Below are 13957 nucleotides of genomic sequence, written 5' to 3' on the forward strand. Positions count from 1 at the left end.
GTGGGTCAGGCGGACTCGGCGCCCGCCCGGCGGCGACGCACGGCCAGCACCAGCAGGCCGCCGACCGCCGCCGCGGCCGCCGCGGCGCCCGCGAGCAGCGGGGTGCCGTCGGAGCCGGTGCTCGCCAGACTGCCGCCGGTGGTGCTGGAACCGCCGGTGGAGGTGCCGGCCGCCGTGGTGCCCGTGGAGCCCGTCGAGCCGGTGGAGCCCGACGTGCCCGCCGAGCCGCCGGAGCCGGTCGAACCGGTCGAGCCCGACGTGCCCGTGCCGCCCGCGGCCTGGCCCTCCGGCTCGTTGCCGTCGCCACCCGTGCCGCCGGAGCCGCCGGTGGACGCGCCGTCGCCGTCGCCGGTCACGTCGACGCGCAGGAACGCCGTGTTGTTGCCGAGGCGTTCGTCGTACTTCGGCGTGATGTCGTAGATCGAGCTGGCCCGCACCTCGCCCTTGCTGTCCTTCGCGCCGTCCTTCACCTTAAGCTCGAAGGCGTAGGCGTGCGTCTCGCCGACGTCGAGGGTGGCGTCCTTCGGCCAGCAGACGTACTCGGCCTTGCCCGGCTTCGACGGGCCGCTCGGGCCGTCGATGTGGAACGGCGAGCACTCCTCGGGCACCTCGACGGCGACCGTGCCCGGCGGGATCTGCACCTTGAGGCCCGGCAGGTCGTCGCTCACCTGGTTCTGCACCCAGCCGGGGCCGTCGTTGCGCAGGGTCGCCTCGACGGTCACCGTGTCGCCGGGCGCGGCCTCGGCGCGGTCGCCGACCGCGACCAGGTCGGCCGAGCTGTCGGCGGTCAGGGTCATCCGGTCGTACGCGTCGTCGAACTGCCCGCTCGGCGCCTCACCGGTGGGAGAGGTGCCGTACTCGACGGCCTCCATCAGGGCGTGGGGCAGCGCCTTGAACCGCACCGGCGTGGTGATGGTGGCGCCGGGCTCGACGACCGTGTCCAGCTTGCACAGCGCCTTGCGGACCTGCTGCTCGTCGGTGGTGTACGTGCAGCCCGCCACCGGCTCCGGGAAGTCGAGGCCACGGGTCAGCCGCACCTGGAAGAAGACGCCGTTCGCGGGAGCCGTGCCGCGGTTGCTGATGCTGACGGTGTCGTCGAACACCGCACCGGGCTTGAGCGGGCCGCTGACCAGGTGCGAGATGGACAGGTCGGGCGCGGTCCCGTCCGTCTCGTCCGCGTGCGCGGTGGGGGCGAGCAGTGCGGGAACCGCGGCGGCGAGCGCCGCGGCGGTCGCGACGGCCGTCGCGGTACGGGTGTGCTGACGCACGGAGTCTCCTTGGTGGGGCAGGAAGGACGCGACCGGCCGGTTGGGCCGACCGGTCATGTCCTGGACACCCGAGAGGCCCCTGGGGTTGTACCGTCGGCCCCACTTCCGTTACAGGAACCGCCCCTTGTGGAACAGCAGCGGCGCCGCCTCCTCGTCGTCCGTCCCAAGGGCGTCCACCCGGCCGACCACGATGAGGTGGTCGCCGCCCGTGTGCACCGCGTGGACGGTGCAGTCGATCCATGCGAGGACGCCCGCGAGGCGCGGCGAACCGGAGACGGGTGCCGCGTCGTGGGCGACGCCCGCGAACTTGTCCGCGCCGGACACCGCGAACGCGCGGCACAGCCCGCCCTGGTGGGCGGCCAGGACGTTCACGCAGAAGACGCCCGCGCGGGCGATGCGCGGCCAGGTCGTGGACGTACGGCCGACCATGAAGGCGACGAGGGGCGGGTCGAGGGAGAGGGAGGAGAAGGACTGGCAGGCGAAGGACTGGCAGGCGAAGGACTGGCAGGCAGGCGAAGCCGGCGGGGAGTCGTCGTCGGCGCCCTGGGTCATGGACGGTGCCGTGACGACGGTGACGCCGGTCGCGAAGTATCCGAGGACGCGGCGGAATCCGGTCGGGTCCACGGGGGCCCGCTCGTCCTCCCGGACGGCCCGCAACTCCGGGTGCGGCGAGGGCTCCACGGGAGGTGTGCCGACCGGCCCGAGGTAACGGACGGCGGCGGCCGCCATGCCTGCGTGTCCCATCACGCCTTCCAGTTGAAGCTGACGGAATGTCAGATGTGAAGGGGGCTGCGAGCAGCGGAAACACCCCGGCGTACGCTCCGGCGCATGGCGTGGGGAGACATACGGCGGGATCTGGACGCCGCGGCGGCCGGGAGCGCGGCGCAGCTGCCGGCGGCGTTCCTGGTGTGGTGGTTCGGGACGTTCACCGAGGACGACCACGGAGTCGGGTACGGCGGCGCCTTCGGCGTCTTCTGCCTGTGCCTCTTCCTGCCGCTCGTGCTGCCGGTCCTCGGCCTGCTCCACTCGGTGCTGCACCTCCTGCCGGGCTGGGCGCTGGTCCAGCCGCTCGCGCGGAGGTTCCCCGACCGCACGCTGTGGGCCTGGCGGCTGGCGGGCGGCACGCTCGTCGGCGGGTTGTGGGCGGCGGTGCCCGCCATGGCCTGGGACTGGCCCTACGCGACGACCGCGCTGTGGTGCACGGGCCTCGGCGTGTGGCCGGTGCTGTGGGTCGGGCTCGCCCGGCGGAAGGCCGGCGTCACCGGCCCGTCGTCGGGATGCCTGGGCCGCTGGTTCAGGCCGGCGTCCGTGTCGGTGGGTCTGTTCCTGCTGGTCTTCCTGGGCGGTGTGCTCGCCACGGTCACCGGGCTGCTGAAGGAGTACGAGCCGCCGAGGCTCACCCGGGAGCAGCTGACCGGCGTCTGGCGCGGGGAGGACGGGGCGGAGCTGCGGCTGCTGCCGGGCGGACGGGCCGTACTGACGGACGTGCCGGTGCCGGAGCCCGACGGCTGGGAGGCCGCCACCTGCCACGGCACCCACACCGGCACCTGGACGGCCGGCACCCGGGACGGCCGCACCGGCGTGTCCCTGAGCGGCGGCTGCGCGACCACCTTCTGGTCGGCCTCCGGTACCGAGGACGAACCGGAGCTGTTCGTGATGTTCGGCGACCCCGACTCCGGTGACCTGCGCGTTCTCGAACGGGACTGACGCCCTCACCGGCCCCGGAGCTCGCGGAGGCCGTTGGGCCGAGGGCCGCTACCCCGGCAGCCCGGACACCCGCTCCCCGCACGTCCGGGCGACCGCCTTCGCGATCTTCTCCGCGTCGATCGCCAGCTCCCGGAACATGCCGCTGATCGGGTTGGTGAAGCCGGTGAAGAACAGCCCGTGGGCGTGGCCCGGGGTCCGGCCGCCGTGGACCACCGGTCTGCCGCGCTCGTCGAGCACGTCGAGGTGGCCGACGAGACCTTCCAGGGCGCGGACGTACCCGGTGGCGGCGATCACCGCGTCCGGGCCGACGCGGGTGCCGTCGGCGAGGACGACCTTGCCGTCCTCGAAGGAGTCCACGGCGGCGACGATCTCCACCCGGCCCCGGCGGACCGCGTCGATCAGGCCCACGTCCTGGACCGGGACGGCCCCCTCGCGCTGCCGGCTGTACAGGCCGGTGTCAGGGCGGGGCAGGCCGTGTGCCGACAGGTCGGGCACGCTCAGCCGGGCCAGCGGGCGGGCCAGTACGTCGACCAGGCGCACCGGGAGCCGGCGGATGAGGATGCCGTTGTACTGGGTGGGCCAGCCGGCGGTGGTCCGGCGGAAGATGTGCGGGGCGGTGCGCACGGCCAGCCGCACCCGGGAGGCCCCGCCCTCGACGAGGTCGACGGCGATCTCGGCGCCGGTGTTGCCGATGCCGACGACGAGGACGTCACGGCCGGCGTAGGGCTCGGGGTTGCGGTAGTCGCGGGCGTGCCGGAAGTCGCCGCCGTACTCGGTGAGGCCCGGCCAGTCGGGGATGTACGGGGTGTGGTTGTAGCCGGTCGCGACGACCACCGCGGCGCCGGTCAGCTCCCGGCCGCCGGTGGCGTGCAGCAGCCAGCCGGTGCCGTCGGGGGAGCGGTCGACGCGGGTGACCTCGACGCCGGTGACGATCTCCAGCCGGTGGTGCTCGGCGTACTTCTCCAGGTACCGGACCACGTTGTCGCGGGCGACCCAGCGGCCGAAGCGGCGCGGTATCGCCAGTCCGGGGAGGGCGGACGCACGGCGGGTGGTGTGCAGCCGGAGCCGGTCGTAGTGGCGCCGCCAGGAGGCGCCGACGCGGTCGGACTTCTCCAGCACGACGGCCCGTATGCCCTTCGCGCGCAGCGCGTACGCGGCGGCGAGACCACCGGGGCCGCCGCCGATGACGTAGACCGGGTGGAGGCCGGGAGCGGGCTGGGCGGGTGCGGGCTGGGCGGGTGCGGTGACGTCGGGCATGTTCGGGAGCGTAATCACATGCCTGGTTGATGGGTCTCGGTCAAGACCGAAATTGGTTGCGGATCGATCACGGATGAGCGGAAAGCGTGGGCGAGCGTGGACGACCCCCGGTGGTATGACGGAGAACCGGGGGTCGCGTCCAACGGAGGCGCGGGATGGGTTACTTCACGCGCTTCTTGGACCGCCGTACGGTCCGGATTCGACCTCGTCGTCGCACCCCGGCCGCGCGTGATGGCGTACTTCGTGGCCTACACGGAACTCGCCCTCGGCCTCGGCCCGATCACCGGATTCCTCACCCCGGTCGCCCTCGTCGGCGGACTGCTGCTCAACGCGCTCTGCTTCGTGCTGATGATCCACGGCTGGGCGGAGCAGGGACAGAACTCGATGACGGCGCTGATCCCGGTCGTGGCGCTGTTCGGGATGTCCTGGCACACCTGGTCGCTGGACGGCGCGCTGGGGCTCTTCTCATGAGCGCGGCCCCCGGCCCCGGAAGCGGGCGCCTTCACCCGCACCTACTGGGACGCCGCCGCGGCGGGCCGTCTGCTGCTGCGCCGGTGCGGGGCGTGCGGGCGGGCGCACCACCATCCGCGCGAGTTCCGCCCGTACTGCTGGAGCGAGGACGTCACCTGGGAACGGGCGAGCGGCCGGGCCACGCTCTACACCTGGTCCGTCGTCCACCGCACCGACCTGCCCCCTTCTCCGGGCGCACCCCGTACGTCGCCGCCGTGGTCGACCTGGCGGAGGGCCCGCCCATGGCGACCGAAATCGTCGGGAGTGATGGGGAACTGCGGGCGGGCATGGCGCTGGAGGCCGACATCCGGGACGGGGTGCCGGTGTTCCGGGCGGCCGGAAAACCCGCGTGAACCCGCGGGCCGCGCGCTTCAATGGCCCGATGGTGCACATACGCGAGCGCTCCCACACCCCCATCCCCGAGCTGTCCGGGCACGGACTGCGCCTCGGCCCCTGGGACCCCGACTCCGACGCGGACGTGGAGGCCTGGCTGCGGGGACTGTCCGACCCGGAGTTCCGGCGCTGGAACACGCCGCTCGTCCTGGTCACGGACCGCGACAGCGCGCGGAAGTCGCTCCGCTCGAAGGCGCTGAACGCGGCGGACGGCACCAGCGTGTCGTTCCGGGTGGCCAACGAGACCACGGGTACGGCCCTCGGCCACATCGGCGTCAACGAGATCGACCAGACCCTGCGCGTCGCCCGCGTCGGCTACTGGGTGCTACCCGAGGCCCGCGGCCGGGGCGTCGCCACCCGCGCCCTCGCCCTCGCCACGCACTGGGCGTTCACCGGCCTCGGCCTGCACCGGCTCGAACTCGGGCACGCCCTCGGCCACGACGCGTCCTGCCGGATCGCCGAGCGCTGCGGCTTCCCGTACGAGGGGACTCTGCGCGACGCGATGTGGGAGGCGGAGCGGCAGGACGCCTTCCGCGACGTCCACCTGCACGCCCGGCTGGCGACGGACAGGGCGGACATCGAGCCGTGACCCGCACACCGCCCGGGCCGACGGCCCTCACCTGGACCCTCACCGACGACCTCACCGCGTTCTTGGACCGCGCCGAGGCCTTCCTGCACTCCCGGCCCGCACTTCACACCGTCCCCCTCACGGTGACCGACGCCCTGCGCCGCGACGGCCTCGGCCTCTACGGCGACGAGCCCCCCGTCTTCGGCGTGCTGGAGCAGGACGGCACCGTCCGCGCGGCCTTCTTCCGCACCCCGCCGCACCGCCCCTACCTCACCGCCCTCAGCCCCGCCGTCGCCGACGCGCTCGCCGCGCACCTCACCGACGGGGGCCACCGGCTGCCCGGCGTCTTCGCCGACCACGCCACCGCCGCCGCCTTCGCCGGCGCCTGGCACCGCCGTACCGGCGCCTCGGCCGACCTCGTCGAACGCAAGCGCCTCTACCGCCTCGACACCCTCACCGTCCCGCACCCGGCACCGCCCGGCCGTCCACGAGTCGCCACGGCCGGGGACCGTGAACAAGTCGCCCGCTGGTATACCGAGTTCCACGCCACCACCGGCGGCAGCGCCGGCCGGGACCCCGGCGCCTGGGCCGATGCCCGAATCGCTCACGGCGGCGTCACCTTCTGGGAAACCCCCGACGGCACCCCCGTCTCCCTCGCCGGCCTCTTCCCGATGATCGCCGGACAGATCAGGGTGGCCCCCGTCTACACCCCCGAGCCCCTGCGCGGCCACGGTTACGCGGGCGCGGTGACAGCGGAGGTCAGCCGGGCCGCGCGGGCACAGGGCGCGCGGGAGGTACTGCTCTTCACCGACCTGGCGAACAGCACGAGCAATGGGCTGTATCAGCGGCTGGGGTACCGGCCGGTGGCGGACTTCGCGGTGTACGAGTTCGCCTAGCCTCGCACCGGCGCCAACTCAGCTGATGGTGATCGGAATTACCGCCGACATGTCGGCGATCGTCACGCTCACGGTGCCGTTGCCGCCACTCACAGAACCGACGCCGACGGTGTCCTCGTCTGTCTGGCCCGGCGACAGCCGCGCGACGTCCCGCCCGATGGACGTGATGAATGGCAGCGGGTCGTTTCCCTTGAACAGTTCGACCCGGACAGCGGCCTCCGGCGATTCGGCATCACCAGTGTTCACACATTTCCATATCACGGAGAACTGGACGTGTGCTTGTGGTGGATCGGGAACGATTTGCGGGAAGTCCTCGACGAACTCAAGCTGATGACCCATTGCGGATCTCCCTGATTACGCCGGATCGATGTTGATGCAGTTGAAGGTCGAGTCTCCGGCGCCGGTGTCTTCGGCGAGTGTCACCATCAACCGGTAGGCGCCTGCGGCGAAGGGTCCTACGGTCGGATCTTGCAGCGGACCGCCCTCGCCGGCAGCCAGCGCCGGCTCGTCGAGGTCTTTCTCGAAGACCACCGGGTGTTCCGCACTGTCACTGCCAGGACAGCCTTCCGGGATGCTCGTGATCACGAGTCGGTCCGTGAAAGCCGCGACGTCGGCACCGCTTCGGTTGACCGCGCTCCACTGAACTTGGAAGGAATCCGTTTCCCTGATGATTGTCGCGCTCGGGACGATTGGATTCTCAGGGTTTCCGAAGCCGATGTCGGTCATGGGTTTGACCCTCCTTCTTGCGGTCGAACATGCAGGAGTCATCGATCGTTCAACCGTCGGTCAATTGCTTTGTCCGGGACTCATCACCGGAAACGATGGGGCACTCCGCAGCGAGTATTTGCTGCCCGTCTCGGCAATCCCAGCCTAACTCTGAAGCATGCCCATGGCGCGCTGCGAAATCGGCGCCTGCCGGAAGCGCCAGGCCAAACGAACAACTCCCGTGTCGCCGAAGCGTGTGCCGGTCACCCACCCGGCTCCGACGGGTTTCACGGCCACAGCAACCCCCGCGTCCACTCCCGGCCCTCGCCCCGCCGGTACGCCAACCGCACATGCCTGCGCCGAGCGTCCCCCTGGAAGAACTCCACCTCGTCGGGCTGGAGGCGGTAGAGGGTCCAGCTGGGGACGGGGGACTCCGGCTCTCGCTGGGCCTGGGCCCAGGCTGCCTCGGAGGCCGAGGCCAGCTCCCGCAGGGAGCCCAGTTCCTCGCTCTGTCTGCCGGTGAGGGCCGCCGCGAGGGCGCCCGTGGAGCGGGCGTGCAGGTCGCCCTGGGAGTCCTCGGACGGGGCGGTGGTGACGGGGCCCCGGACGCGGACCTGGCGGGCCTGCGCGGGCCAGTAGAAGCCGAGCGCGGCGTAGGGGCGGGCGGCGAGGTGGCGGCCCTTGCGGCTGCCGGCGTGGGTGGCGAAGCTCCAGCCGTGCTCCTCGTCGGCGCCGTGCAGCATCACCGTACGGACGTCCGGCAGGCCCTGTTCGTCGGCGGTGGCCAGGGACATGGTGTGCGGCTCCACCTGTCCTGCCGCCACTGCCTCCGCGAACCAGGCCGTGAAGAGGGGGAGCGGGGCGTCGGGGGCCGTGGACGGGTCGAAGGCGGGCAGGTCCACGTTCCAGACCCGCAGTGACCTCAGGAGTTCGTGAAGATCCGTTGCCATGTCCCGAGTATCCGCCGGGCCCCGCTCACTCCCTCCCCAGCACCACCGTCCCCGACGAGCAGAACCAGCCGCCCGTCCCCGACGCCACCCCCAGCCGGGGCGGCTGTCCGTCCCGGCCCCGCACCTGCCGTCCCCCGGCCTCGCCGCGCAACTGCCGTACGGCCTCCACCAGCAGGAACAGGCCCCGCATGCCGGGGTGCTGGGCCGACAGGCAGCCCCCGCGGTGTAGCGGGCGGCCGCCTGGGAGGCGCTGCTCGCGTTCTGGCCGCCGTACGCGGCCTACCAGGCGCGGGTGAAGCGCGAGATCCGGATCTTCCGCCTCGTACGGCGATGAGAGCCGGGGCAGGCCTCAGAGCGTCGCCAGCCGCTGCACCAGCAGGAACGCGCCGATCCCCAGCATCGCCGCGCCCGACGTGCGGGTGACCGTGCGGGCGGCGGCCGGGCGGGCGCCGAGGACCGCCCGGGCCAGCAGGCCGACCGTGAGGTAGACGCCGGCGCACGCCGCCATGTGCAGCAGGCCGAGCGCGGTGGTCTGCACCGGCACGGGCAGGTGGGCGCCCTCCAGGGTGAGGAACTGCGGCAGGACGGACAGGTACAGCAGCAGGCCCTTCGGGTTGAGGCCGCTGATCGTCGCGCCCCGCAGGAAGACCCGGCGACTGCTCGTCGTGATCGTTTCCGCGCCTGCCGTGCCCTCCGTGCCCGGTACGCCGGGCCGCCGCAGTACGCCCCAGCCCAGCCACACCAGATACGCCGCCCCCGCCACCGTCAGCGCGGTGAGCAGCGCGGGTGACCCCGCGACCAGTACGGCGAGGCCCGCCGCCGCGAGGGCGGTGTGCAGGGCGTAGCCGGTGACCAGGCCCGCGACCGCCGGGACGGGGGAGCGGTCGCGCAGTCCGGCGGAGATCGCGAACGCCCAGTCGGCGCCCGGTACGCAGACCAGCAGCAGGTCCAGGGCGAGGAAGGAGAGCAGCGTTCCGGTGTCCATGCCGGCGAGATTAGGCGGGAATGGCCCGAAAGTGTTCCCGATCTTTTCCCGGTCACTCGCACTCTGGGGCAAGATTTCCCTCATGGACGACGTGGACCGGAAGATTCTTGCCGAGCTGCAGCAGGACGGGCGGCTGACCGTGACCGAGCTGGCCGGGCGGGTGCGGCTCAGCGTCTCGCCCTGCCACCGGCGGCTGCGCGAGCTGGAGCGGGCGGGGGCGATCAGCGGCTACCGGGCCGTCGTGGAGCCCGCGGCCGTCGGGCTGACCTTCGAGGCGCTGGTCTTCGTCTCCATGCGCCAGGAGGACCGGGACACCGTCGCCGAGTTCGAGCGGGCGGTCAGCGAGGTGGAACACGTACTGGAGGCCCAGCGGCTCTTCGGCGACCCGGACTATCTGCTGCGGGTGGCCACCGCCGACCTCGCCGCCTTCCAGCGGCTCTACGACGAGCGGCTGGCGACGCTGCCGGGCGTGCAGCGGCTGACGTCCACGCTGGTGATGAAGCACGTGGTGAAGGACCGGCCGCTGCCGGCATAGCTTCCCCCGCGCCCCTTCCGGGGCGCCTGACAAGACGTGGGGGCGCGGCCGGGCTACTTCGTGGGCTTCTTGCCCGTGATGCCCAGGTGGACCAACAGGGCCAGATTCGGCTTGAGTTCGGCCTGCTTCACACCCCAGGACGTGAAGCCCTTCTGGTGCGAGGCGACCGCGGCGAGCATGGCGACGATCGAGCCGGCGATCGCGGCCGGGTTCACGTCCTTGTCGACCTTGCCCTTGGCCTGGAGCTGGGCGACCGCGTCCGCGAGGGAGTTGTTCACCGAGTTCAGGATCTTCATGCGGATCTTGTAGAAGCGCTTGTCGCCCTCGGCCGCACCGAGATCGACCACGCGCAGGATCGCGTCGTTGCGGCGCCAGAACTCCAGGAATCCGTCGACGAGTTCCTGCGCGGTCTGCCAGCCCGCCTTGCCGACCCAGTTGCGCCCCTCGACCAGCTCGGTCAACCCGGCGCTCTCGGCGGCCATTTGCTCGGCGATCTCCAGGACGGCGCCCTCGACGTCCGGGAAGTACTGGTAGAAGGTCGCGGGCGAAGTGCCCGCCTTCCGGGCGACATCGATGACCTTGACGTCCCGGTAGGGGGAGGAGCTGAGCATCTCGCTGAGGCAGTCGAGCAGCTTCTGCCGGGTCGCCTGCCCACGCCGACCGGCCACCCGGCCGTCGACGGTACGCACTTGTCCTGTCATGCCGTCAGCTTACCGAGGGGTGATGGGAGCGCGATTCGGCCGACTGCAAATGGGGTGCGGGGGAGATCGGAGCGTGGTGTGCCTGGTGGGCGGGGTGCGCAAGTCGCCGTTAGTTTGACTGCATGGCCGAAAACATGGCATCTGCTCATGAAGAGGCGTACCCGGAGGGCGTCCCCTGCTGGGTGGACGCCCAGCTCGCCGACGTGGAGGCGGGCAAGCGGTTCTACGGTGATCTCTTCGGGTGGACCTTCGAGGAGTCGTACGGCGGCACGGTCCGGGCGCACTCCGAGGGCGAGCCGGTCGCCGCGCTGGCGCAGAAGGCGGACGGGCGGCTGCCCACCGTCTGGACGGTGTACTTCGCCACCCCGGACGCCGAGGCCCTGTCCCGGCGGATCCTGGCGGCCGGCGGCCAGGTCGTGACCGCCCCGATGCCGGTCGGCGAACTCGGCGTCGCCGCGCTCGCCACCGACCCCGAGGGCGCCGTCTTCGGCCTGTGGCAGCCCGGCAGCCACCACGGCTTCGGACGCCGCCACGAACCCGGCACGTTCGTCTGGGCGCAGCTGTACGCCCGTGACACCGCCGCCGCCAACACCTTCTACGGCGGTCTCTTCCACGACGCCCTGTTCGGGCCCTCGGCCGAGCCCGACTTCGGCCGCGCCCCGCTCACCGACGTCTTCCCCGCCCAGATGCCGCCGCACTTCGTCGTCCACTTCCGGGTGGACGACTGCGAGGCCGCGCTCGCGGAGGTGGTCCGGCTCGGCGGCCGGGTGCAGGCGGGCCCCTTCGAGGCGTCGTACGGCACGGTGGTCCTCGTCACGGACGACCAGGGGGCGTCGTTCGCGCTGCTCCAGCGCTGATCAGGCTGCTCCGACGCTGATCAGCCGCCTCTTTGCGGCGATATAAGGTGAGACACCCCGTTTCTCACCGGGTTCGCAACCAGCGCCCCGGCCAGGAAGAATCGGGGTGCGTGCCGCCATGGCGGTGCGGTGGTGAGACGCTGCACGGGGTCGCGTACATATGTGGGTGACGCGGCCCGTACGGGGAGGTGGCAGGCAAGTGGTGGATCAGCTGACGCAGCACGATCCGCGGCGGATCGGGCCGTTCGAGGTGCTGGGACGGCTGGGGGCCGGCGGCATGGGGCTGGTCTATCTCGCGCGCTCGGCTTCCGGGCGGCGCGTGGCGATCAAGACGGTCCGCACCGAGCTGGCCGAGGACCAGCTGTTCCGCGTCCGCTTCACCCGCGAGGTCGAGGCGGCCCGCGCGGTCTCCGGCTTCTACACGGCGGCCGTGGTCGACGCCGACCCGCGCGCGGCGGTGCCGTGGCTGGCCACCGCGTACGTGCCCGCGCCCTCCCTCGAAGAGATAGTGAACGACTGCGGTCCGCTGCCCGCCCAGGCGGTGCGCTGGCTGGCGGCGGGCGTCGCGGAGGCGCTGCAGTCGATCCACGGCGCCGGGCTGGTCCACCGTGACCTCAAGCCGTCGAACGTGCTGGTCGTCGAGGACGGCCCGCGGGTGATCGACTTCGGTATCGCCTCCGGTGTTTCGAACACCCGTTTGACGATGACGAACGTCGCCGTCGGCACCCCCGCCTACATGTCCCCCGAGCAGGCCAAGGACTCCCGCAGTGTGACGGGCGCCTCCGACGTCTTCTCCCTCGGCTCCACCCTCGTCTTCGCCGCCACCGGCCACCCGCCCTTCCACGGCGCCAACCCCGTCGAGACCGTCTTCATGCTGCTCCGCGAAGGCCCCGACCTCGAAGGCCTCCCGGACGAGCTGCGCCCGCTGATCGAGTCCTGTATGCAGATGGACCCGACGGCCCGCCCCACCCCCGCCGACCTCCAGGCCCAGCTCGCCCCGCACCTGTTCGGCTCCGGTTCCGACGACAGCGGCACCGCCTCCGCCTGGCTGCCGGAGAAGGCCGTCACCCTCATCGAGACCCGCCGCGGCGGCCGGCCCGCCGCCAAGCCCGCCACCGGCGGGTACTCCGCCGGGCCCGCCGGGGGCCACGGCGCCGGACACGGCGGCATGGCCGCCGTACCGCCCCCGCCGTCCCACGACCCCGTCGTGCCCGCGCCGGTCGTCCCCGCCCCCGCCGTCCCGGCCCCCGTCGGCCCGTCGCCCGTGTCGGTCGGCTCCCACGACAGCGGGCCCGTCCGGCTGGCCGGCGCCGCCGTCCCCATCGGGCCCGGCCCGCGCGTCGCCGACGCCCGTGCCGCCGCCGTCAAGGCGCCCCCGCCGGAGGCCGGGCTCGCCGCCTCCTGGTCCAAGCCGCGCCCCGGCGTCAACGGCGCCGACCCCGCCGTGACCGCGCCGCCGGCGCCCACCGCCCCGCCGGAGCCGTCGGCCACGGGCTGGCGCCCCTGGCGTTTCCGCATGTCGAACGACGTCTGGGGCACCCCGGCCGTCGGCGGCGACCTCGTCTACGTCACCTCCTTCGAAGTGCACGCCCTGGACGTGGCCACCGGCCGCCGCCGCTTCAAGACCCGGGACGTCGCCTGGTCCATGGCCGTCGCCGACGGCCGTATCCACGCCTCCGACGGCCCCACCCTGTTCGCCCTGGACGCCCGCGAGGGCACCGACCTGTGGCGGCTGTCCACGGACGCCTGGGCGTACTCCCTCAAGGCGGACCGGGGCACCGTCGTCACCGGCACCCGCGGCGGCGGCGTCCAGGCCTGGGAGGCCGTGAACGGCCGCAAGCTGTGGGAGATCACCGGCTGCCAGACCGACTTCGAGTCCCCCGAGGCGGGCCCGGCCCTGCACGACGGCACGGTGTACGTGTGGCAGGACGCCCGGCTGCGCGCCCTCGACGCCCGCACCGGCGACGAGCGCTGGTCGTACCCGATCGGCGACGCGGCCTCCTGCGGCGGCGTACCCGTACGGGTCGCCCCCGCGCCCGACGGATACGTCTACGTCTCCGCGGGCACCCGCGTCCTCGCCGTCGACGTCGCGACCGGCCGCGTCCGCTGGCACTTCGAGGCGCCGGCCGTCTTCCTCTCCCCGCCCGCCTTCGCGCCCGGCCCCGCGGTCACCGGCGGCGGCGTCTACCTCGCCGACTACCTCGGCACGGTCTACGCCCTCGACGCCACCGACGGCCGCGACCGCTGGCGCATCGCCACCGAGTCCCGCGCCTCCGTCGAACCGGTCCTGGTCGCCGCCGGTCACGTCCACGTCGGCAGCGGCACCGGCCTGTACACCCTGGACGCGGTCACCGGCACGCCCAAGTGGCGCTTCCAGGCGGGCGGAGAGATCGTCGGCGCGCCCGCCGTCGCCGAGGGCCGGATCCACTTCGGCTCGACCGACCACCTGCTGTACACGCTGAAGGCCGACGACGGCCGACTGCGCTGGAAGCTGGCGACCGGCGGCGAGATCACCGGCTCCCCGGTGGTCAAGGACGGCATCGTCTACGCCTGCAGCAAGGACCGCTGCGTCTACGCGCTGGACGCCGAGAAGGGCACGGGGACGGCCCGCACCGCCTGAGAAGC

15 protein-coding genes and 3 pseudogenes are annotated in these 13957 nt (G+C 72.8%); 9 read left to right on the forward strand and 9 right to left on the reverse strand.

What is annotated here, in order from left to right; all coding sequences use genetic code 11:
* Positions 1 to 5: 5 nt before the first annotated feature.
* A complete protein-coding gene (locus tag ACSU6L_RS21015; protein ID WP_437058969.1) occupies positions 6 to 1268 on the reverse strand; it encodes an LPXTG cell wall anchor domain-containing protein in 1263 nt (420 codons plus the stop codon).
* Positions 1269 to 1376: 108 nt separating this feature from the next.
* The gene (locus ACSU6L_RS21020) at positions 1377 to 2012 is read right to left on the reverse strand and encodes a flavin reductase family protein (RefSeq protein WP_437058971.1); all 636 of its coding nucleotides are present in this window, start codon (positions 2010 to 2012) and stop codon (positions 1377 to 1379) included.
* Positions 2013 to 2096: 84 nt separating this feature from the next.
* Between ACSU6L_RS21020 and ACSU6L_RS21025 the strand changes: the two genes are divergently transcribed.
* Complete coding sequence (locus ACSU6L_RS21025; protein ID WP_437058973.1) at positions 2097 to 2975, forward strand: hypothetical protein; 879 nt, start codon at positions 2097 to 2099, stop codon at positions 2973 to 2975.
* Between the two features lie 48 nt (positions 2976 to 3023).
* Here the strand turns inward: ACSU6L_RS21025 and ACSU6L_RS21030 are convergent, their stop codons facing one another.
* Complete coding sequence (locus ACSU6L_RS21030; RefSeq protein ID WP_437058975.1) at positions 3024 to 4232, reverse strand: flavin-containing monooxygenase; 1209 nt, start codon at positions 4230 to 4232, stop codon at positions 3024 to 3026.
* Between the two features lie 51 nt (positions 4233 to 4283).
* On the opposite strand from ACSU6L_RS21030, the gene ACSU6L_RS21035 reads away from it, so the two are divergent.
* From ACSU6L_RS21035 to ACSU6L_RS21050, 4 genes and pseudogenes are all read left to right on the forward strand, one after another.
* Entirely contained in the window at positions 4284 to 4703 is a 420-nt protein-coding gene (locus tag ACSU6L_RS21035; RefSeq protein ID WP_437064987.1) for a DoxX family protein, read from the forward strand.
* 15 nt (positions 4704 to 4718) lie between these two features.
* Positions 4719 to 5095 (forward strand): annotated as a pseudogene (locus tag ACSU6L_RS21040) (Zn-ribbon domain-containing OB-fold protein); the annotation flags it as partial.
* 29 nt (positions 5096 to 5124) lie between these two features.
* A complete protein-coding gene (locus ACSU6L_RS21045) occupies positions 5125 to 5724 on the forward strand; it encodes a GNAT family N-acetyltransferase (protein ID WP_437058977.1) in 600 nt (199 codons plus the stop codon).
* Positions 5721 to 6599 carry a GNAT family N-acetyltransferase gene (locus ACSU6L_RS21050; protein ID WP_437058979.1) on the forward strand — a complete coding sequence of 293 codons (879 nt, stop codon included), beginning with the start codon at positions 5721 to 5723 and terminating at the stop codon, positions 6597 to 6599. Before ACSU6L_RS21045 ends, ACSU6L_RS21050 begins: the two co-directional genes overlap by 4 nt.
* An 18-nt stretch (positions 6600 to 6617) precedes the next feature.
* Here the strand turns inward: ACSU6L_RS21050 and ACSU6L_RS21055 are convergent, their stop codons facing one another.
* From ACSU6L_RS21055 to ACSU6L_RS21070, 4 genes and pseudogenes are all read right to left on the reverse strand, one after another.
* Entirely contained in the window at positions 6618 to 6938 is a 321-nt protein-coding gene (locus ACSU6L_RS21055) for a hypothetical protein (protein ID WP_437058981.1), read from the reverse strand.
* A 15-nt stretch (positions 6939 to 6953) separates the two neighbouring features.
* Positions 6954 to 7325 carry a hypothetical protein gene (locus tag ACSU6L_RS21060; protein ID WP_437058983.1) on the reverse strand — a complete coding sequence of 124 codons (372 nt, stop codon included), beginning with the start codon at positions 7323 to 7325 and terminating at the stop codon, positions 6954 to 6956.
* Positions 7326 to 7591: 266 nt separating this feature from the next.
* Positions 7592 to 8254 carry a pyridoxine/pyridoxamine 5'-phosphate oxidase gene (locus ACSU6L_RS21065; RefSeq protein WP_437058985.1) on the reverse strand — a complete coding sequence of 221 codons (663 nt, stop codon included), beginning with the start codon at positions 8252 to 8254 and terminating at the stop codon, positions 7592 to 7594.
* 25 nt (positions 8255 to 8279) lie between these two features.
* Positions 8280 to 8474 (reverse strand): annotated as a pseudogene (locus tag ACSU6L_RS21070) (thiolase C-terminal domain-containing protein); the annotation flags it as partial.
* A 9-nt stretch (positions 8475 to 8483) separates the two neighbouring features.
* On the opposite strand from ACSU6L_RS21070, the pseudogene ACSU6L_RS21075 reads away from it, so the two are divergent.
* Positions 8484 to 8588 (forward strand): annotated as a pseudogene (locus tag ACSU6L_RS21075) (nitroreductase family deazaflavin-dependent oxidoreductase); the annotation flags it as partial.
* A gap of 15 nt (positions 8589 to 8603) precedes the next feature.
* On the opposite strand, the gene ACSU6L_RS21080 reads toward ACSU6L_RS21075, so the two are convergent.
* On the reverse strand, positions 8604 to 9239 hold the full coding sequence (locus tag ACSU6L_RS21080; protein WP_437058987.1) for a LysE family translocator: 636 nt from the start codon (positions 9237 to 9239) through the stop codon (positions 8604 to 8606).
* 82 nt (positions 9240 to 9321) lie between these two features.
* Between ACSU6L_RS21080 and ACSU6L_RS21085 the strand changes: the two genes are divergently transcribed.
* Positions 9322 to 9774 (forward strand): Lrp/AsnC family transcriptional regulator, encoded by a 453-nt coding sequence (locus ACSU6L_RS21085; RefSeq protein ID WP_073941797.1) that lies wholly within the window; start codon positions 9322 to 9324, stop codon positions 9772 to 9774.
* Positions 9775 to 9827: 53 nt separating this feature from the next.
* Here the strand turns inward: ACSU6L_RS21085 and ACSU6L_RS21090 are convergent, their stop codons facing one another.
* Positions 9828 to 10463, reverse strand: coding sequence for a TetR family transcriptional regulator (locus tag ACSU6L_RS21090; RefSeq protein WP_437064989.1), 636 nt, complete (start codon positions 10461 to 10463; stop codon positions 9828 to 9830).
* A gap of 134 nt (positions 10464 to 10597) precedes the next feature.
* Here ACSU6L_RS21090 and ACSU6L_RS21095 point away from each other — a divergent pair, with 134 nt between their 5' ends.
* Together ACSU6L_RS21095 and ACSU6L_RS21100 are read left to right on the forward strand one after the other, a co-directional pair.
* Positions 10598 to 11332: a VOC family protein gene (locus ACSU6L_RS21095; protein WP_437058989.1), complete on the forward strand. Its 735-nt coding sequence runs from the start codon at positions 10598 to 10600 to the stop codon at positions 11330 to 11332.
* Between the two features lie 199 nt (positions 11333 to 11531).
* Positions 11532 to 13952: an outer membrane protein assembly factor BamB family protein gene (locus ACSU6L_RS21100; RefSeq protein ID WP_437058991.1), complete on the forward strand. Its 2421-nt coding sequence runs from the start codon at positions 11532 to 11534 to the stop codon at positions 13950 to 13952.
* Positions 13953 to 13957 lie beyond the last annotated feature (5 nt).

Origin of the sequence: Streptomyces sp. enrichment culture (assembly GCF_964272855.1) — a bacterium.
Lineage (GTDB): Bacteria > Actinomycetota > Actinomycetes > Streptomycetales > Streptomycetaceae > Streptomyces.

Coding starts and splice junctions, on each gene's coding strand:
- ACSU6L_RS21020 (WP_437058971.1), bottom strand. CDS start 2,012: ATGGGACACGCAGGCATGGCGGCCGCCGCCGTCCGTTACCTCGGGCCG.
- ACSU6L_RS21025 (WP_437058973.1), top strand. CDS start 2,097: ATGGCGTGGGGAGACATACGGCGGGATCTGGACGCCGCGGCGGCCGGG.
- ACSU6L_RS21030 (WP_437058975.1), bottom strand. CDS start 4,232: ATGCCCGACGTCACCGCACCCGCCCAGCCCGCACCCGCCCAGCCCGCT.
- ACSU6L_RS21045 (WP_437058977.1), top strand. CDS start 5,125: ATGGTGCACATACGCGAGCGCTCCCACACCCCCATCCCCGAGCTGTCC.
- ACSU6L_RS21055 (WP_437058981.1), bottom strand. CDS start 6,938: ATGGGTCATCAGCTTGAGTTCGTCGAGGACTTCCCGCAAATCGTTCCC.
- ACSU6L_RS21060 (WP_437058983.1), bottom strand. CDS start 7,325: ATGACCGACATCGGCTTCGGAAACCCTGAGAATCCAATCGTCCCGAGC.
- ACSU6L_RS21065 (WP_437058985.1), bottom strand. CDS start 8,254: ATGGCAACGGATCTTCACGAACTCCTGAGGTCACTGCGGGTCTGGAAC.
- ACSU6L_RS21080 (WP_437058987.1), bottom strand. CDS start 9,239: ATGGACACCGGAACGCTGCTCTCCTTCCTCGCCCTGGACCTGCTGCTG.
- ACSU6L_RS21085 (WP_073941797.1), top strand. CDS start 9,322: ATGGACGACGTGGACCGGAAGATTCTTGCCGAGCTGCAGCAGGACGGG.
- ACSU6L_RS21095 (WP_437058989.1), top strand. CDS start 10,598: ATGGCCGAAAACATGGCATCTGCTCATGAAGAGGCGTACCCGGAGGGC.